This window comes from Gilliamella sp. G0441, assembly GCF_050589305.1.
Taxonomy (GTDB): Bacteria; Pseudomonadota; Gammaproteobacteria; order Enterobacterales; family Orbaceae; genus Gilliamella.
On the sequence record NZ_JBNRJF010000019.1, the window covers coordinates 1 to 18,129 of the forward strand.

Consider the following 18,129-nt stretch of genomic DNA (forward strand, 5'->3'; position numbering starts at 1 on the left):
CCGTAGTGCCGATGGTAGTGTGGGTATTACCCATGTGAGAGTAGGGTGCCGCCAGACTTTTAAATAAGCGTGAGAGCCCAGCAGAGATGCTGGGCTTTTTTGCTATCTATGATATAAGAAATTAAAATCAACGTAATAGAAGAGCAGAGAGGGATATAGTCTGGAAATGAGCTCATTAATCGCTTTTAATAAACCATTCAATGTGGTTACTCAATTTTCAGCACATGAAAAATATCAAACGTTAAAAGATTTTATCTCATTACCTAGATTTTATCCGGCTGGTAGATTAGATACTGATAGCGAAGGGTTACTTTTATTGACAAATGATGGTAAGTTACAGGCTAAAATAAGTTCTCCTAAATTCAAACTACCAAAGACGTATTGGGTTCAAGTTGAAGGAACCATTACTCATCAAGCAATAGACAAGTTAAAGCGTGGTATTCAATTAAAAGACTTTCACACTGCTCCAGCAATAGCCAGTATAATAGAAGAGCCAACATGCTTATGGCAAAGAGTACCGCCGATTAGAGAACGTAAAACTATTCCTACTTCATGGTTGAGCATGACAATAACCGAAGGAAAAAATCGTCAAGTACGTAGAATGTGTGCAGCCGTTGGTTTTCCATGCTTACGATTAATCAGGGTTCAAATAGGACATTATAATTTATTTGACCATAATCTACCGTTAGGAAAGTGGACAACGTTATCTTTAAATGAACTTTATCGATAATAAATGCATTTTTTTATTTAGAATTAAAGTTAAGTGTTATATCCTTTCTCCTATATTTACAAATCAAAATTTAGATCAAACTTATTTGTTCCGAATAAATTGGGCTTTATACTAAAATAAGATAAAATGATCTCTATCATGATCATGGGATAAATTATTTATGGTAGAACAGAAAAAAGAGGGCTTTTTCTCTCGGTTAAAAAAAAGTTTATTTAAGACTAAACAAAATATAGGATCGGGCTTTCTCAATTTATTTAGAGGAAAAAAGATCGACGATGCTTTATTTGAAGAGCTTGAAGAACAGCTACTCATAGCGGATGTTGGTTTTGAGACTACACAAAAGATTATAGCAAGTTTAACTCAACAAGCTTCAAGAAAAGAACTAAAAGATGCTGATGCTCTGCATGAACTTTTAAAACAAGAGATGAAATCTATCCTAAATAATGTTGATAAACCTTTAGATATAGAAAATCATAAACCTTTTGTGATATTAATGGTAGGCGTTAATGGTGTTGGTAAAACAACAACAATAGGTAAATTAGCAAAACAATTTCAACAGCAAGGTAAATCAGTTATGCTTGCTGCGGGTGATACTTTCCGTGCAGCAGCAGTTGAACAATTACAAGTATGGGGGGAGCGTAATCATATTCCTGTTATTGCTCAACACACAAATGCTGATTCTGCTTCAGTGATCTTTGATGCTTTACAAGCAGCCAAATCCAAAAAAATTGATGTTTTAATTGCTGATACAGCTGGACGTTTACAAAATAAATCACATTTAATGGATGAACTGAAAAAAATTGTTCGTGTGATCAAAAAACAAGACGAAACAGCACCACATGAAATCATGTTAACGATTGATGCTAGCACAGGGCAAAATGCAATAAGTCAAACAAAATTGTTTAACGAAGCGGTTGGTGTTACTGGAATGACGTTAACTAAGTTAGATGGTACGGCTAAAGGTGGTATTATCTTTAGCGTTGCTGATCAGTTTAATATACCTATCCGTTATATAGGGGTTGGTGAAAAAATTGATGATTTGCGACCATTTATTGCTGATGATTTTATTAATGCACTATTTGATGAAGCAGAAGAATAGAGAGAAAGTATGATCCAATTTCAGCATGTTAGTAAAGTTTATTCAGGTGGAAAGCCTGCATTACAAAATATAAACTTTACCTTATCACAAGGTGAAATGGCATTTTTAACAGGACATTCTGGAGCAGGTAAAAGTACGTTAATGCGACTGATATGTGGACTGGAAAAAGCCAACGATGGTAAAGTACTTTTAAACGGTATAGATACCTCGACGCTTCGAAAACATGACATGCCTTTTTTACGTCGTAAAATAGGTATGATCTTTCAAGATCACCAATTGCTTATGGATCACACAGTTTATGATAATGTTGCTATCCCATTGATTATTTTAGGTAAACCTATTGAAGAAATTCGTCGACGAGTTTCAGCCTCACTTGATAAAGTTGGATTAATAGATAAGATGAAGTTTTATCCTATCCAGCTATCAGGGGGTGAACAACAACGAGTCGGTATTGCTCGAGCAATTGTTAATCGCCCAAGTGTATTATTAGCAGATGAACCAACAGGTAATTTAGACGATAAACTTTCTAAAGATATTTTGAAATTGTTTGAAGAGTTTAATCAAACAGGTGTCACTGTACTAATGGCAACTCATAATTTAGCTCTTATTCGGCGTAAACATCATCGAATACTGCATTTAAATCAAGGGCGTTTAGAGGAATAAAATTAATGGTAAACGCTAATATAAGATCAGCCAAATCAAAAAATAAAAATAGCTTTATAGGGCGTTGGAAAAGGCAAATAGGTTATGCATGGTATAATGTTTTCAACCACTTTAAACAAAATCTTTTTGCTTCATTATTATCTATTTTGGTTATTGCTATTTCAATTACTTTGCCAACAATAGGTTATTTACTATGGAAAAATGCAAATCAAGCTGCCCATCAATGGTCACCGTCGCCTAATTTGACTGTTTACATTAATAAAACATTGGATTCTGAGCAAACTATCGGGTTACTCGATACTATTAAGTCTTTACCTGAAGTGGAAAAAGTTAATTATCTTTCACGTGATGAAGCTAAAGAAGAATTTATTTCATGGTCTGGATTCAGTAGTGCATTAGATCTCTTAGAAGAAAATCCATTGCCAGCTGTTGCAATTATTATCCCTAAACCAGAGGCAAAAAAGACAGAGATACTTCACAGGTTACAATCAGAAATCATCAAAATTGATGGTATTGATGATGTAAAACTAGATGATGGTTGGTTTACTCGTTTAATAGCTTTAACAGATATGGTTAAATCAATTGTATGGACTATTGCGATATTTATGATTATTGCGGTATCGCTAGTGATTGGAAATAGTATCCGTTTAAATATTTTTGCTCGAAAACAAACAATTATAGTTATGCAACTAATAGGTGCTACAGAGGGTTTTATTTTACGTCCTTTCCTGTATAGTGGTATGTTTATTGGATTCGTAAGCGCTTTAGTTTCTGTCGTTTTATCGGAAATATTTATTTTTCAGATAGAATCTATTATATTGAATGTTTCGGATGAATTTGGAACAATATTTAAACTTGAAGGATTATTGTGGGACGAAATCGTATTGATTGTATTACTTACCATTATTATTGGATGGTTTGCATCATTGATTACAACAAAAAAATATCTAAAAACTCATTAAGAAAATTTTTGTTTGTTCACCTTCATAGCAAGATTTCAAGCTTTATTATTGAAGCGATATTGAACTTGAATAATTGTTTGAATCATTCATATAAAAATATTTTTTGATTAAATCCCAAAATGTGAACTAAATCACATTTTAAGTGTCTAATCATATAAGATTAAGACTGTTGAAAGTTTTAGATTGTTGTATTGAAATAAATACAACAAAATTAGTTTAAATAAGGGGGAATTAAATGAGTACTGATTTAAAAATGCAAGTAGGTGCTTTAATCCCACAAGGAAATATTGAATCTTACCTTCGCATGATTAATACTTATCCTATGCTAACTGCAGAGGAGGAGAAGTCTTTAGGTGAAAAACTTTATTATCATGATGATGTTGATGCAGCAAGACAATTAATTCTATCGCACTTGCGTTTTGTTGCACACATTGCTCGTGGCTATTCTGGTTACGGTTTACCACAAGCAGATTTGATACAAGAAGGTAATATTGGTTTAATGAAAGCCGTACGCCGTTTTAATCCTGAAATGGGTGTTCGTTTAGTATCATTTGCAGTACATTGGATTAAAGCTGAAATTCATGAGTATGTGCTAAAAAACTGGCGTATTGTTAAGGTTGCAACGACTAAAGCTCAAAGAAAATTATTCTTTAATCTAAGAAAAAATAAACAACGTTTAGGCTGGTTTAATAGTGCTGAAGTCGATATGGTTGCTGATGAATTAGGGGTTAGCCGTAAAGATGTGCTTGAAATGGAATCGCGTATGTCTGCACAAGATATGTCCTTTGATGTCGACAGCGATGATGATGATAATGCAGTTGTTGCACCGGCATTATATTTAGAAGATAGTAATTCAGATTTCTCAAAATCAATTGAAAATGATAATTGGGAAAATGATGCAACGGATAAATTACATGATGCACTATCACAATTAGATGAACGTAGCCAAGATATCATTAAAGCACGATGGTTAGATGCTGATGATAGTAAATCAACGTTGCAAGTTTTAGCTGATAAATATAGTGTTTCGGCTGAGCGTATACGCCAACTTGAAAAAAATGCAATGAAAAAACTACGTGTTGCGATAGAAGCATAAATAATTTGTTATTGTTAACTTATTAAACCTTGCTATTTAACAGCAAGGTTTTTTTATATCCTAAATAATTTTATTAATATTAAAAGATAATTTATTATCGTTTTATTTTAATATTTTATTGTTCTTTTATTTCCCTTGTTTTATACTTTCTTTGGTAAATTTAACAAAAAGGAAATAAATATGAACACAGATATAGCTAAAAACCAGACACGATTAAATCAATATTGTAAGTTTATGGCGGTATTGATATTGCTCCCTATTCTATTTATGCTTATTGGAACCGTGTCGCCAATGCTGTTTTATTTTTTTCATACCAATAACATTGGACTGGAATCACAAGGATATTCATTCTTCATTTCTATGGCAATTGATGATGGTCTTGACATCACTACTTTAACCTTTTGGCAAGCTGCTTTGGCTACATTTATTGATACTACAAAAATTATTATTTTAATTTATGCCTTTTATCAACTAAGATTGCTATTTGTTAATTTTGGCAAAGCAGATTATTTTTCAATTAAATCAGCAAACTACTGTTACAAATTTGGTAAATTATTGGTGATATGGGCGGTAGTAGGAGTATTATCAGAACCGATATTAACGGCTATATTAAGTTACCATCAGCCTGAGCCTTATTTTTCGATATCCTTTGCTAGCGAAGATTTTATGACACTACTTTTAGCGGCAAGTATTATGTTTATCGGTCAAATCTTAAAGAAAGCCTGTCAGATCGCCGAAGAAAATAGACAGTTTATCTAAATATGGCATATAAATAATAACGTTAAGTACGATACAATGACGTTAACCTAGAAACCGATTTAATAGGATCTTAATGTGGCAATTATTATAAATTTAGATGTGATGCTGGCTAAACGCAAAGTTAAATCCAAAGACTTAGCGGCCGCAATCGGCATTACAGAACAAAATTTATCATTACTTAAGCAAGGTAAAGTAAAAGGATTCAGGCTAGCAACCCTCGAGGCAATCTGTAAACACTTAGATTGCCAACCGGGTGATATACTGGAATATAATGATAAAGAGTAAATGATTAACTTATTGCAAATAAGGCGGCTTCCTGGGCATGCAATAAAGCAGTATCAAAAAACGGCGTCAGGCAATCTTTCTGTTGGATTAATAAACCAATTTCAGTGCAACCCAGTATAACGCCTTGTGCACCTTGGTTAACAAGTTTATCAATAATATTAAGATAAGCTTGCTTAGCGCTTGGCTTAATTATGCCATGGCAAAGTTCATCATAGATAATTTGATTGATGATCATTCTATCTTGCTCATCGGGAATAAGCACTTTTAAACCTTTATTAATCAGTTTTGATTTATAAAAGTCTTGTTCCATTGTATATTTTGTTCCAAGCAAAGCAACGGTTTGAATATTTTCTTTGATTAAGTGCTGTGCCGTAACATCAGCAATATGAAGAATGGGAATATCAATGGCTGCTTGAATCTGATCTGCGACTTTATGCATAGTATTGGTACAAATCACGATGAAATCTGCCCCAGCTAATGCTAGTCTTTTCGCCGCATCAATTAAAATAAGCGCACTTTTATCCCACTCACCATTGGCTTGGCAATGTTCAATTTCTTGAAAATCGACACTATATAAAAGTGTTTTCGCTGAATGTAATCCTCCTAATGATTGTCCTACCTTTTGATTGATAACTTGATAATAAGTCACGGTACTTTCCCAGCTCATCCCGCCGATTAAACCTATTGTTTTCATTTTATTCATCCTTAACGTACTAAATCATAATATAACTTCTTTAAGATATCTTTTAGTTTATTATTAAAAGTTTATGTATCTCTTCTCTCAAAAAATAGTACTAATGTTATAATTTATCTTATTGGAATTTAAGATAAAAAACAATTAATGTCTAAACCGTTATCAAGTTATCATCCCTTACTTTATTGGTTAAGGGTAAATCAGCGCCGCTTGTTTCGTCATTTGTTCTGGTATTGTTCTTCGCGTCAATATAGCTTAGAACGTAGTCATGATTTACGTTTACCATATCGATATAAAAAACATACATCCAAATTAATACGTCGATTGGGTAACAGCGATATTCAGCTTCAATACAATAAAGTCATAAATCTAAAAATTGCAGTTGATTCGTTAAATGGAATCTTAATTAAACCAGGTGAATATTTTTCGTTTTGTCGATTAGTCGGAAAACCAACTAAAAAGCGAGGATTTGTGAATGGAATGGAACTTTCATTTGGTGTAGCTCGTTCCGGTATTGGCGGTGGTATATGTCAGATTAGTAATCTAATTCATTGGTTAGCTCTCCATTCAGAACTCCAAATAGTCGAACGAGCAAATCATAGCTTTGATCCTTTTCCTGATGATGGTCGAGTGTTGCCTTTTGGTTCGGGTGCCGCTGTTTTTTATAATTATATTGATCTTATTATTTATAATCCTACCGATAAAACGTTTCAAATTATGCTTCATGTTGGAGAGCACCAACTAGAAGGTGAGCTATTATGTGATGAAGAAAGACAATACAGCTATCATGTTTATGAAAAGCAGCATGCCTTTATTAAAAGGCAATGTGTTATCTATAGAAAAAATGAAATCTGGAGAGACACTATGACCAAAAACAATGTCGGCGGCGCCCCGGCATGTATTTGTTCAGAAATGATGTATAAAAATAATGTAATTGTAAAATACGAAGTGAATGGAGAATTGATAACTAATGAAGAAAGCGAGTAAATATCTATTATTAATGCTAATTATGTGTTTTTCCTTTTCATGTTTTGCTGATCCCAAAGTAATTCATGTCGTTGTTGCATTATGTGATAATAAGTATCAAGGCATTGTACCCGTTCCGGCCGCAATTGGTAATGGTCAAGATCCAAAAAATAATCTTTATTGGGGCGCGGCCTATGGTTTTAAAACCTATTTTAATAAACAAAAAGAGTGGCAACAGGTAAAAATAAATAAACCAGAGAATAGTAAAATTTTGGAAGAAATAATTTATAAACATAAAACAAAAGATGTTTATCTTATAGCACAGGCTTATGATGGTAAATATATTGATGATGCTGTTAATGATTTTATAACCTATTCAGCAGGGAAGAAAGAAGCTTCTTATTCAATCAATAATACCCAAATTGTCGCAGGGGGAAAAGCCAATTTAGTTATTTATATTGGTCATGACTCTTTAATGGAGTGGTCATGGCGAAATTATTTACCCGATAATTTACGATGGGACACTTTACCCAAAAATGTTCAAGAAAAACAAAAATCACGCTATGCAGCGGTATTTGCCTGTAAAAGTCAAAAATATTTTACTCCACCACTATCTCGTTTAGGAATTAATCCGTTGATCTTAACCTTGCACCGTATGGCGCCCGAAGCATATAGTATTCATGCTATGATTGATAGTTGGTTGGATGGTAAATCAAAAGATGAAATAAGGCTTAAAGTCGCAATGGCTTACAGCCAATATCAAAAGTTAAGCAAACCAGCCTTACATATATTTACGACAGAGTATAGTCAATAATCTGTTTGTTGAAGTAGATAATTAAACTTATTAAAAAGAAGGAAGATAGATATGATGCAAATACCTAAATTTGTTATCTTAACTGGTGCCGGAATTTCGGCGGAATCTGGACTATCGACATTTCGTGCACAAAATGGATTATGGGAAGGGTATGATGTCAACGATGTTGCAACCTATGAAGGTTATAATCGAGATCCCATTGCAGTTCATTCCTTCTATAATATGCTACGAAAAAAATTACAAAGCCCTGAGGTAAAACCAAACTTAGCTCATTTTGCTTTAGCTGAGCTTGAACATAAGCTCGGCAGTGAAAATGTATTAGTGGTGACACAAAATGTAGATAATCTACATGAACTGGCAGGTTCAAAAAATATTATTCATATGCATGGCGAATTATTAAAAGTTCGTAATGAGCAAACAGGGCAGATTATCGATTGTCTTCAAGATGTCGATTATCAACAAAATAAATTTATTCGCCCTCATATAGTATGGTTTGGAGAAATCCCACTACAAATGGATAAAATCTACGATGCACTTTCACAGGCAGACTATTTTATCTCTATTGGAACTTCTGGCAATGTTTATCCTGCCGCGGGATTTGTAAAAGTTGCTAATCAATCAGGGGCTAAAACTGTTGAGCTTAATTTAGAGCCAAGTTTGGGTGAAAGTTTATTTCAAACTAAAATTTACGGACCTGCAAGTCAAGTTGTGCCTGAATTTATTAAAGATTTCATCTTATAACATGATTATTTGAGTTTTTTTAAATAATTTTTACCACCTAAATTATTCATTTGAGTACGAATCCATTCAGACTTTTTCTGTAAATTGTCACTAGGATTAATTGGGCTCCATTTTCTTGGGTTAGGTAATGTTGCTGCAAGTAAGCTAGCTTGATGTGGTGTTAATTGATCAGCACTAACATTAAAATAGTGACGAGAGGCGGCCTCAATACCATAAATCCCTTCACCCCATTCAACGCTATTTAAATAAATTTCAAGTGTCCGCTGCTTTGACCAAATAAGCTCAATCCACACTGTAAACCAAGATTCTAAACCCTTACGAATCCAATTACGTGACGACCATAAAAAAATATTTTTAGCGACTTGCTGAGTAATAGTACTAGCACCATGAATTTTTTTGTTATTTTTATTGTGCTTTAATGCTCGATTAATGGCTTTAAAATCAAAGCCCCAATGATTTGCGAAATTTTGATCTTCCGCTGCAATTACGGCAATTTTGATATTATCCGAAATTTCATTCCAGTCTTTCCATATTCGTTGTTGAGGCATATTCCAATGAGAAATCTTTCTTTGTAGCATTAACATTGAACCAAAAGGATCGACCCAACGCATAGCGAAAATCAATATTATTGATAAAAGTACAAATCCAATAATTAATTTATTGATAATCCTAATAAAATTTTTGAAAATTCGATTCATGTTGATAAAAGAAAAAAAGTCACCATAAAAATATAACATATTATTTACAATCAGCTTAAATTATTTTATTGATTTGATAACAAAATAATTTAATTACAGATGCATCAAATAGAAATAACCGGATTAACAATCTGAAATTAATCATTGATTAACTGGTGTTATTAGCATTGAATAATGTTTAATACTATCCTTGCTAATCATTTTTTTAATGAAAGCTATTTAAAGCTAAATAGAGATAATAAAAAGTAAAAAATTGACAGATTTAACGCTGTTTTTTTAATCTCAATGATAATTTTATTATAGACCCTACATTCACAAAGGATTACAATAACATGCGCTAAAATCGCGGATTTAAACCCGTTTTCATTTTAACAATTAAATATAGCTGAGTTATTGATGAGCAAAAAATTACATATCAAAACTTGGGGCTGCCAAATGAATGAATATGATTCAACCAAAATGGCAGATCTCCTGGAATCCACCCACGGTTTAACATTAACAGACAATGCAGAAGAAGCAGATATTTTATTATTAAATACATGCTCTATTCGGGAAAAAGCCCAAGAAAAAGTCTTTCATCAACTAGGTCGTTGGAAAAATTTAAAACAACATAATCCTGACATCATTATTGGTGTAGGTGGTTGTGTAGCATCACAAGAAGGTGCACATATTCGTAAACGAGCTCCTTTTGTTGATATTATTTTTGGACCGCAAACTTTTCATCGTCTACCGGAAATGATAGAACAAATTCGAAGCGGTAAAGGAAATCATGTTGTCGATGTTAGCTTTCCTGAAATTGAAAAATTTGACCGTTTACCCGAACCTCGCAGTGAAGGTCCAACAGCGTTTGTTTCAATTATGGAAGGATGTAATAAATACTGTACTTATTGTGTGGTACCTTACACCCGTGGTGAAGAAGTGAGTCGACCTTGTGATGATGTAATCTATGAAATAGCTCAACTGGCAGAACAAGGTGTGCGTGAAGTGAATTTGCTTGGTCAAAATGTGAATGCTTATCGAGGACCAACCTTCGATGGCGATATTTGTTCATTTGCGGAACTGCTTCGGTTAGTCGCTGCCATTGATGGTATTGATCGTATTCGTTTTACAACTAGTCATCCAATTGAGTTCACTGATGATATTATCGATGTTTATCGTGATACGCCTGAACTAGTTAATTTTTTACATCTACCAGTGCAAAGTGGCTCAGATCGTGTTCTAAATTTAATGAAACGTACGCATACAGCGCTTGAATATAAATCAATTATTCGAAAACTACGCAAAGTCCGTCCAGACATTCAAATTAGTTCTGATTTTATTGTTGGATTCCCAGGTGAAACACAAGAAGATTTTGAACAAACCATGAAATTAATTGCTGATGTCAATTTCGACTTAAGCTATAGCTTTGTCTATTCTGCACGCCCTGGTACACCAGCAGCAGAAATGGAAGATAATGTTTCAGAAGACGAGAAGAAACAAAGACTTTATATTTTACAGGAACGTATCAATCAGCAAGCGATGCAGTTTAGCCGTCGTATGCTAAATACCGTACAACGTATTTTAGTCGAAGGGCCATCCAAAAAAGATTTGATGGAATTAACCGGCAGAACTGAAAATAACCGCATTGTAAACTTTGAAGGCCATCCAAATATGATTGGTAAATTTGTTGATGTTGAAATTACCGATGTTTATCCAAATTCATTAAGAGGTAAAGTTGTGCGTACCGAGGATGAAATGGATCTACGTGTGAGTGAATCTCCTATGTCTGTAATCTCAAGAACCCGTAAAGAAAACGATTTAGGTGTTGGTATCTATCAGCCATAAAATAGAATAGATAATTATAAAATTCCAATCATACTGGAATGAAAGGAAATTACCATGTTCATCATATTTGGCTCTACTGGGCGGGAAATAAACGAAAAAACAGGGCAATTTAATTGCCCTAAGTGTTGTTTACAACAATACATTACAAAAGATGAAAAACAACAAAAATATACACAAATTAAAGTAGCAAATTATTTCACATTATTTTTTATACCTATTTTTAGTTACCAAACATTAGGAAGATATATAAAGTGTAATCATTGTCATTCAGAATATGATGAAAATGTTTTAAAATATGTACCACCAACGTTCGAGCAACAGATAGAAAAGGACGTTGAGCAAGAATTAAAAAGTGGTACACCAATCTCAATGATGATAAATAAACTAAAAATGCAAGGATTAGATGATCAACAAGCTACAAAACTGGTTGATCAGATAGTGTCGGGAAATATTGCTACTTGCCATCATTGTAAAATGGAATTTTTAAAAGGTGTTGAAAGATGTCCTTTATGTGAAGGATATCTTAGCAAATAACATGAATGATTAGAGGGTTTATCATTGAAAATTATTACACATCAAACCGTGCTTGAACCAGATGATAATCAAAGGTTAAATAGCCTTTGTGGTCCCCATGATGACAATGTAAAACAACTCGAACGTCGACTTGGTATTGAAATTAATCATCGAGGTAATCTTTTTTCAATCACCGGTGATCAGATTTGCGTTAACGCAGCCGATCAAATTTTAATGTCACTTTATCAACAAACTAAAATCAAAAACAACATTATTGATATTGAACCCGAACACATTCATTTAGCGATAAAAGAATCCGGTGCGCTTGAAAAAATGAAAGAACATCTTCCTGCTTATACTGATCAGCATGGAAGTAAAATGGTAATGATTAAAACAAAACGTGGAGTAATCAAACCAAGAACCCCCAATCAGGCTCAATATATTGCACATGTTTTAGATTATGATATCTCGTTTGGTATTGGGCCAGCTGGAACGGGTAAAACGTATTTAGCAGTGGCTGCTGCTGTTGATGCACTAGAAAAGCAACAGATTCGTCGGATAGTCTTGACTCGACCGGCCGTTGAAGCGGGTGAAAAACTCGGATTCTTACCGGGTGATTTAAGTCAGAAAGTCGATCCATACTTACGTCCACTTTATGATGCGCTATTTGAAATGCTTGGTTTTGAAAAAGTGGAAAAACTAATTGAAAAAAGTGTGATTGAAGTTGCGCCACTAGCGTATATGCGAGGAAGAACCTTAAATGATGCATTTATTATTCTTGATGAAAGCCAAAACACGACCATAGAGCAGATGAAAATGTTTCTTACACGGATTGGTTTTAATTCTAAAGCTGTCATTACTGGAGATATTACACAAATTGATTTACCTCGTCATCAAAAGTCAGGTTTACGTCATGCAATTGAAGTTTTAAGTCAAGTTGATGAAATTAGCTTTAACTTTTTTAACAGTGAAGATGTTGTTCGTCATCCAGTAGTTGCTAGAATTGTGAATGCTTATGAGCAATGGGAACAGCAAGAGCAAACCACAAAAAAAAGTATTTAAAGGAGTAATATCATCTCTATCGTAACTAGAAAAAAGAGAACTAATATTCGAGATCATTCTGCAGAAACTAATTTATTTCTGCGTAGAGCGCTCTTTGCGTTTGTAGGAATCATTATTCTGATTATTATTTTACTTTGTAATTTGGCGGATCTTCAAATTGCAAATTTTAGTTATTACAGTACTAAATCAAATAATAATCGTATCGAAACGATACCCATTCCCCCAAGCCGCGGCATGATATATGACCGTAATGGAACACCATTGGCTATTAATAATATTACTTATCAACTCAATATTATTCCTGATAAAACTAAAAATCTTAACGAACAATTTGAGCAATTAAAAAAAGTCGTTGATTTAACAGATGAAGATATAGAAAATTTTCAAAAAGAGAGACTAAATTACCGCTCTCACAGACCTGTTCCGCTAAAAGAAAACTTAACAAAAGAGCAAATAGCACGCTTTGTTGTCGATCAACACCGCTTTCCTTTCGTTTCAATTGTTAAAATTCAACATAGATATTATCCATATGGTGCATCACTTACACATATTCTCGGTTATATCTCAAAAATTAACGCTAACGATAAAAAGCGTTTAGAGGAACAAAACAAAACGAGTAATTATGTAGCAACACTTAATATTGGAAAAATGGGTGTTGAACGGTATTACGAAGATGTATTACATGGAACAGCAGGTTATGAAAAAGTTGAAGTTAATAGTCGGGGACGAATTGTTCGCCTATTAGAGCAACATCCACCACAAGCTGGTGAAGATATCTATTTATCGATTAATCTCAAATTACAACAATACATTGAACAATTGCTTATTGGACGTAAAGCTGCTGTCGTTGCTATTGATCCAAATAATGGTGAAATATTAGCGATGGTATCAAGCCCAAGTTATGATTCAAATGATTTTGTTGGTGGGATATCTAGTGCTAAATACAATGAATTACTTCATGATCCCAATAAACCGTTATTTAATCGGGCTCTTCTCGGTGCCTATCCACCGGCATCGACCGTAAAACCTTTTATTTCAATTGCAGCATTAAGTGAAGGAATCATAACTCCGAAAAGTATAATTTATGATCCAGGATCATGGCAATTACCAAATTCTGAAAGACGTTACCGAGACTGGTTACGATCAGGGCATGGAAATGTTGACGTCTTAAAAGCATTAGAAGAATCAGTGGATACCTATTTTTATCAAGTTGCTTATGATTTGGGAATAGATCGCTTAAATTTATGGATGACAAAATTTGGTTACGGTCAACGTACAGGAATCGATATTTCACCAAATGAAGAGGCTCGGGCAGTTTTGCCTAGTCGTGAATGGAAGATACGGCGTCATAAAAAACCATGGCTACAGGGCGATACTATTCCGGTTGGTATAGGTCAAGGATATTGGACTACGACACCAATTCAAATGGCAAAAGCCTTGACAACACTTATTAATAACGGAAAAACTTACACTCCGCATTTTTTATTATATAAAAAAAGCGATATTCTTAATTCAAATGAAAATCACCCAGAAATTAACCCGACAAAATATGAAGAGCCAAATGGTTTAATTGATGTTAAATCAAATTATTGGGATCTTGTTAAAGAAGGTATGCACAAAGTAATGTTTGGTTCACGGGGAACAGCCCGAAAAATTTATCTTGGAACGCAATATCAGGCGGCTGGTAAATCGGGAACAGCACAAGTTTATGGTTTAAAAGAAAATGAAAGTTACAATGCGCATAAAATTCCAGAACATTTACGCGATCATGCACTATTCATTGCTTATGCACCTTATGATAAACCCAAAATAGCGTTAGCTATTGTTCTCGAAAATGGGGGGGGAGGAAGCTCTAATGGTGGTGCTGTCGCGCGCAAAATACTTGATTTTTACCTTCTGGGAGATGACTCTAAAGAATTAAATAATAGTTCTTCAAATACAGGACATGAAGATTAAGCATGAATAATATCAAAAAATCTTTTTGGCAAAAAATACATATCGATCCGCTTTTTTTGTTATTTATAACTTTGTTACTTGGTTATAGCCTTTATATCCTCTGGAGTGCAAGCGGACAAAGCTTAGACATGATGCAAAAACGTACTATTCAAATACTGCTTGGCTTTTTTGTGATGATTTTTTTTGCGCAATTCTCACCTCGAACTTATGAAAAATGGGCTCCGTATCTATACATCGTTTGTATTATTATTTTATTGCTCGTCGACATTTTTGGTTATACTAGCAAAGGTGCGCAAAGATGGTTAGATTTGGGTATTTTACGTTTTCAACCTTCTGAGATAGCTAAAATTGCCGTACCACTCATGGTTGCTAAATTTATTCATCGTGATGGCTGTCCCCCACCTTTAAAAACCACTTTACAAACCTTGGCTATTATTGGTGTGCCAACTTTACTTGTTGCAATGCAACCGGATTTAGGTACAGCGATTTTAATCGTGATGTCAGGAATTTTTATCATCTTTTTGGCTGGTATTGATTGGCGATTTATTATTGTTGCCATAATCTTAATTGCTGCTTTTCTTCCTATCATGTGGTTCTTTTTAATGCATGATTATCAAAGGGAAAGAGTTTTAACTCTGTTTAATCCAGAGCGCGATCCTAACGGCGCAGGTTATCATATTATCCAATCAAAAACGGCAATTGGCTCAGGGGGAATATGGGGTAAAGGATGGCTTGAAGGCACTCAATCTCAACTTGAGTTTTTACCAGAAAGACACACTGACTTTATTTTCTCAGTGATTGCTGAGGAGTTTGGCTTTATAGGTAACGTTATTTTATTAGTCCTATTTTTATGTTTAATTGTGCGTGGTCTTATTATTGCCGCACAAGCACAAACTACATTTGGCAGAATTCTGTCTGGTGGATTGGTATTAGTATTCTTTGTTTATGTGTTTATTAATATTGGTATGGTGAGTGGAATCTTACCTGTAGTTGGTGTACCATTACCTTTAATAAGTTATGGTGGCTCATCTTTAGTCGTTCTAATGGCAAGTTTTGGCATTATGATGTCTATTCACACACATCGATACATGTTATCTAAAAATATTTAACGGAATTCAATTAAATGAAAAAGAAATTTAAATTATCTTTTACTATTTTTATGCTCGCAATTTGTTCATCCGCATCTGCTGAGATGCCTTTTCCTATTCCAGCTATTCCCCAATTAAATGCTGAATCTTATATTTTAATGGATGCTAAATCAGGCGAAATTTTAGCGGAATATAACGCTGAACAACAACGTGACCCTGCAAGTCTTACCAAAATGATGACCAGCTATGTAGTTGGTCAAGCTTTACAAACAGGTCGCATCAAAAATGATGATATGGTTGTGGTCAGTAAAGATGCTTGGGCTATGGGAAATCCTACACTAAAAGGATCTTCATTAATGTTTTTGGAAGTGGGTAAGACCGTATCCGTGTCAGATCTTAATAAAGGAATAATTATACAATCGGGCAATGATGCTTGTATTGCAATGGCTGAACATATTGCAGGTAGCCAAGGTGCCTTTGTAAATTTAATGAATGACTATGCTAAAAAAATAGGCTTGGGACATACTCATTTCGAAACCGTACATGGACTTGATGCACCGGGACAATATACTACAGCTAAAGATATGGTGTTATTAGGTCGTGCACTGATTCGTGATTTACCTGATGAATATGCGATCTATAAAGAAAAAGAATTTACTTATAATCTTTCTAAACCACAAATGAATCGTAATGGCTTACTCTGGGATAAAACATTAAATGTTGATGGGATTAAAACTGGCCATACCAGTGCGGCTGGTTATAATTTAGTCGCTTCAGCAGTAGATGGTAATACACGTTTAATTTCGGCTGTTTTAGGTGGACGAACTTACAAAGGGCGTGAAGAAGAAAGTAAGAAATTACTGGTTTGGGGTTTCCGTTTTTTTGAAACAGCTAATCCAATAAAAGAGAATACGCCGTTAGTGACCAAATCAATTTGGTATGGAGAAGAAAATAAAATCCAATTAGGTGCCATTGACGGGGCTTATGTCACTGTTCCAAAAGGGCGCTCTGCGGATATTCAAGTTCAATATTCAATAACTAATTATATTTATGCCCCAATAGCTAAAGGAACAACTGTTGGTAAAATACAATTCATGTTAGATGGAAAAGTCATCAATGAGCAACCTTTAGTTGCATTACAAAATGTTGCAGAAACAGGATTCTTTGGTGGATTATGGGATTGGATTGAGTTGCAGGTATATAAACTATTTAACTAATTTTTTATTGTGAAAGTTTTGCAAGCATAGCTTGCAAAACAATTCTCTTTTAATATTTTTAATCTAGCCCATCATTGCTATTCTAAAAAAAATTTTATTCCTTCTTTCTTTTTTTAACCTCAACCTAAATAAAATCTATTTTTCAGATGTTTATAAAAAACTTGTAAAGACCGATAAAATTAGGTAACTTGTAAAACAGTTATGATTATCGTAATTGATAATTTAAAATAAAAATATTAGGTTATAAAAATCACAATATTGATCAATATTAAGAGATAGTTTATTGAAAGCTGATTAGTAATTTCTACCTGATAAAACGATTTCTAATAAAACAATATTTAAGAAAAGCATTGAAAAATATAAATAAAATGCTTAAAGTCTGAAAAATAAGGAAGGGAAAGGAGTAAAATTTGTCTAAAAAATTAACCAATCTTGCCAATAAAATTGGTACAGATTTAATAAACGGATTAACTTCTAATATAACAAGCCAAAATCGTTATACTTTGACAGTCGATGAACTTGATTCGCCTATTTCGGTTTTTTCAGTGGAAGGTCAGGAGCAGTTAAGCCAGCTCTGGCACTATACCATCACATTTACCAGTATAGATAAATCATTATCTGTTGAGAGTTTTCTCAACAAATCAGCATCATTTTCATTTAATCCGATAGCAAACGATGCATTAAGTGCAGCGATACGTGCCTTAGGTGATTTTTTGCCGGAGGGTGAATCCCGAAAAATTTATGGCATTATCACCCATTTCAGTCAATTATCGGTTAATAAAGACGAAGCGCATTATCAGGTTGTGTTAACGCCAAGGTTAGCGAGGCTTGGACTCAACCGAAATAATGCGATATTTCAAAATCAAAATGTTGTCAGTGTGATAGAAGAGGTACTCAGAAGCCATGAATTTAGTGGCGTCGATTATCGGCTGGAGCTGAAAGAGCAATACCCGTTGAGGGAG

General features: G+C 34.0%; 18 protein-coding genes and 1 pseudogene. 17 read left to right on the top strand and 2 right to left on the bottom strand.

Annotated elements, in window-relative coordinates:
* Positions 1-166: 166 nt before the first annotated feature.
* From ACKJXD_RS11530 to ACKJXD_RS11560, 7 genes and pseudogenes are all read left to right on the top strand, one after another.
* Positions 167-730 (top strand): pseudouridine synthase, encoded by a 564-nt coding sequence (locus ACKJXD_RS11530; protein WP_220216212.1) that lies wholly within the window; start codon positions 167-169, stop codon positions 728-730.
* Positions 731-905: 175 nt separating this feature from the next.
* Positions 906-1,829: pseudogene (gene ftsY / locus ACKJXD_RS11535) on the top strand (signal recognition particle-docking protein FtsY); the annotation flags it as partial.
* A gap of 9 nt (positions 1,830-1,838) precedes the next feature.
* On the top strand, positions 1,839-2,492 hold the full coding sequence (gene ftsE / locus ACKJXD_RS11540) for a cell division ATP-binding protein FtsE (protein ID WP_220216214.1): 654 nt from the start codon (positions 1,839-1,841) through the stop codon (positions 2,490-2,492).
* A 5-nt stretch (positions 2,493-2,497) separates the two neighbouring features.
* Complete coding sequence (ftsX, locus tag ACKJXD_RS11545) at positions 2,498-3,454, top strand: permease-like cell division protein FtsX (protein WP_220216215.1); 957 nt, start codon at positions 2,498-2,500, stop codon at positions 3,452-3,454.
* Positions 3,455-3,689: 235 nt separating this feature from the next.
* Positions 3,690-4,550 carry an RNA polymerase sigma factor RpoH gene (gene rpoH, locus ACKJXD_RS11550; RefSeq protein WP_220216216.1) on the top strand — a complete coding sequence of 287 codons (861 nt, stop codon included), beginning with the start codon at positions 3,690-3,692 and terminating at the stop codon, positions 4,548-4,550.
* A 180-nt stretch (positions 4,551-4,730) separates the two neighbouring features.
* Positions 4,731-5,309 (top strand): DUF2975 domain-containing protein, encoded by a 579-nt coding sequence (locus ACKJXD_RS11555; protein WP_430876378.1) that lies wholly within the window; start codon positions 4,731-4,733, stop codon positions 5,307-5,309.
* 75 nt (positions 5,310-5,384) lie between these two features.
* On the top strand, positions 5,385-5,594 hold the full coding sequence (locus tag ACKJXD_RS11560; protein WP_220216218.1) for a helix-turn-helix domain-containing protein: 210 nt from the start codon (positions 5,385-5,387) through the stop codon (positions 5,592-5,594).
* 4 nt (positions 5,595-5,598) lie between these two features.
* On the opposite strand, the gene ACKJXD_RS11565 is transcribed toward ACKJXD_RS11560, so the two are convergent.
* Positions 5,599-6,288: an aspartate/glutamate racemase family protein gene (locus ACKJXD_RS11565; protein WP_430876379.1), complete on the bottom strand. Its 690-nt coding sequence runs from the start codon at positions 6,286-6,288 to the stop codon at positions 5,599-5,601.
* A gap of 147 nt (positions 6,289-6,435) precedes the next feature.
* Between ACKJXD_RS11565 and ACKJXD_RS11570 the strand changes: the two genes are divergently transcribed.
* From ACKJXD_RS11570 to cobB, 3 genes are read left to right on the top strand one after another with little or no spacing between them, the layout of a single operon-like run.
* Complete coding sequence (locus ACKJXD_RS11570) at positions 6,436-7,275, top strand: VanW family protein (RefSeq protein ID WP_430876380.1); 840 nt, start codon at positions 6,436-6,438, stop codon at positions 7,273-7,275.
* Positions 7,259-8,068: a hypothetical protein gene (locus tag ACKJXD_RS11575; RefSeq protein ID WP_294828793.1), complete on the top strand. Its 810-nt coding sequence runs from the start codon at positions 7,259-7,261 to the stop codon at positions 8,066-8,068. Before ACKJXD_RS11570 ends, ACKJXD_RS11575 begins: the two co-directional genes overlap by 17 nt.
* A 54-nt stretch (positions 8,069-8,122) precedes the next feature.
* Positions 8,123-8,809, top strand: a complete 687-nt coding sequence (gene cobB, locus ACKJXD_RS11580) for a Sir2 family NAD+-dependent deacetylase (protein WP_370632144.1) — start codon at positions 8,123-8,125, stop codon at positions 8,807-8,809.
* A 5-nt stretch (positions 8,810-8,814) separates the two neighbouring features.
* Here the strand turns inward: cobB and mtgA are convergent, their stop codons facing one another.
* Entirely contained in the window at positions 8,815-9,498 is a 684-nt protein-coding gene (gene mtgA / locus ACKJXD_RS11585; protein WP_430876383.1) for a monofunctional biosynthetic peptidoglycan transglycosylase, read from the bottom strand.
* Positions 9,499-9,903: 405 nt separating this feature from the next.
* Here mtgA and miaB point away from each other — a divergent pair, with 405 nt between their 5' ends.
* The 7 genes from miaB to ACKJXD_RS11620 all read left to right on the top strand — a co-directional run.
* Positions 9,904-11,331, top strand: coding sequence for a tRNA (N6-isopentenyl adenosine(37)-C2)-methylthiotransferase MiaB (miaB, locus tag ACKJXD_RS11590; protein WP_411622910.1), 1,428 nt, complete (start codon positions 9,904-9,906; stop codon positions 11,329-11,331).
* Positions 11,332-11,385: 54 nt separating this feature from the next.
* Positions 11,386-11,865, top strand: coding sequence for a zinc-ribbon domain-containing protein (locus tag ACKJXD_RS11595; RefSeq protein WP_220216225.1), 480 nt, complete (start codon positions 11,386-11,388; stop codon positions 11,863-11,865).
* 24 nt (positions 11,866-11,889) lie between these two features.
* Positions 11,890-12,906 carry a PhoH family protein gene (locus ACKJXD_RS11600; RefSeq protein WP_430876381.1) on the top strand — a complete coding sequence of 339 codons (1,017 nt, stop codon included), beginning with the start codon at positions 11,890-11,892 and terminating at the stop codon, positions 12,904-12,906.
* Between the two features lie 18 nt (positions 12,907-12,924).
* On the top strand, positions 12,925-14,862 hold the full coding sequence (gene mrdA, locus ACKJXD_RS11605) for a penicillin-binding protein 2 (protein WP_430876384.1): 1,938 nt from the start codon (positions 12,925-12,927) through the stop codon (positions 14,860-14,862).
* 2 nt (positions 14,863-14,864) lie between these two features.
* Positions 14,865-15,971 carry a peptidoglycan glycosyltransferase MrdB gene (gene mrdB / locus ACKJXD_RS11610; RefSeq protein ID WP_220216227.1) on the top strand — a complete coding sequence of 369 codons (1,107 nt, stop codon included), beginning with the start codon at positions 14,865-14,867 and terminating at the stop codon, positions 15,969-15,971.
* A 14-nt stretch (positions 15,972-15,985) separates the two neighbouring features.
* A complete protein-coding gene (locus ACKJXD_RS11615; RefSeq protein WP_220216228.1) occupies positions 15,986-17,167 on the top strand; it encodes a serine hydrolase in 1,182 nt (393 codons plus the stop codon).
* Between the two features lie 410 nt (positions 17,168-17,577).
* The coding region (locus tag ACKJXD_RS11620; protein WP_430876382.1) for a contractile injection system protein, VgrG/Pvc8 family at positions 17,578-18,129 on the top strand (552 nt) is incomplete at its 3' end.

What these genes read in the sequence shown, in the direction of transcription:
- ftsE (WP_220216214.1), top strand. Translation starts at nt 1,839, where the DNA reads ATGATCCAATTTCAGCATGTTAGTAAAGTTTATTCAGGTGGAAAGCCT.
- ACKJXD_RS11530 (WP_220216212.1), top strand. Translation starts at nt 167, where the DNA reads ATGAGCTCATTAATCGCTTTTAATAAACCATTCAATGTGGTTACTCAA.
- ftsX (WP_220216215.1), top strand. Translation starts at nt 2,498, where the DNA reads ATGGTAAACGCTAATATAAGATCAGCCAAATCAAAAAATAAAAATAGC.
- cobB (WP_370632144.1), top strand. Translation starts at nt 8,123, where the DNA reads ATGCAAATACCTAAATTTGTTATCTTAACTGGTGCCGGAATTTCGGCG.
- ACKJXD_RS11575 (WP_294828793.1), top strand. Translation starts at nt 7,259, where the DNA reads ATGAAGAAAGCGAGTAAATATCTATTATTAATGCTAATTATGTGTTTT.
- ACKJXD_RS11595 (WP_220216225.1), top strand. Translation starts at nt 11,386, where the DNA reads ATGTTCATCATATTTGGCTCTACTGGGCGGGAAATAAACGAAAAAACA.
- ACKJXD_RS11565 (WP_430876379.1), bottom strand. Translation starts at nt 6,288, where the DNA reads ATGAAAACAATAGGTTTAATCGGCGGGATGAGCTGGGAAAGTACCGTG.
- ACKJXD_RS11615 (WP_220216228.1), top strand. Translation starts at nt 15,986, where the DNA reads ATGAAAAAGAAATTTAAATTATCTTTTACTATTTTTATGCTCGCAATT.
- mrdB (WP_220216227.1), top strand. Translation starts at nt 14,865, where the DNA reads ATGAATAATATCAAAAAATCTTTTTGGCAAAAAATACATATCGATCCG.
- ACKJXD_RS11555 (WP_430876378.1), top strand. Translation starts at nt 4,731, where the DNA reads ATGAACACAGATATAGCTAAAAACCAGACACGATTAAATCAATATTGT.
- rpoH (WP_220216216.1), top strand. Translation starts at nt 3,690, where the DNA reads ATGAGTACTGATTTAAAAATGCAAGTAGGTGCTTTAATCCCACAAGGA.
- ACKJXD_RS11570 (WP_430876380.1), top strand. Translation starts at nt 6,436, where the DNA reads ATGTCTAAACCGTTATCAAGTTATCATCCCTTACTTTATTGGTTAAGG.
- miaB (WP_411622910.1), top strand. Translation starts at nt 9,904, where the DNA reads ATGAGCAAAAAATTACATATCAAAACTTGGGGCTGCCAAATGAATGAA.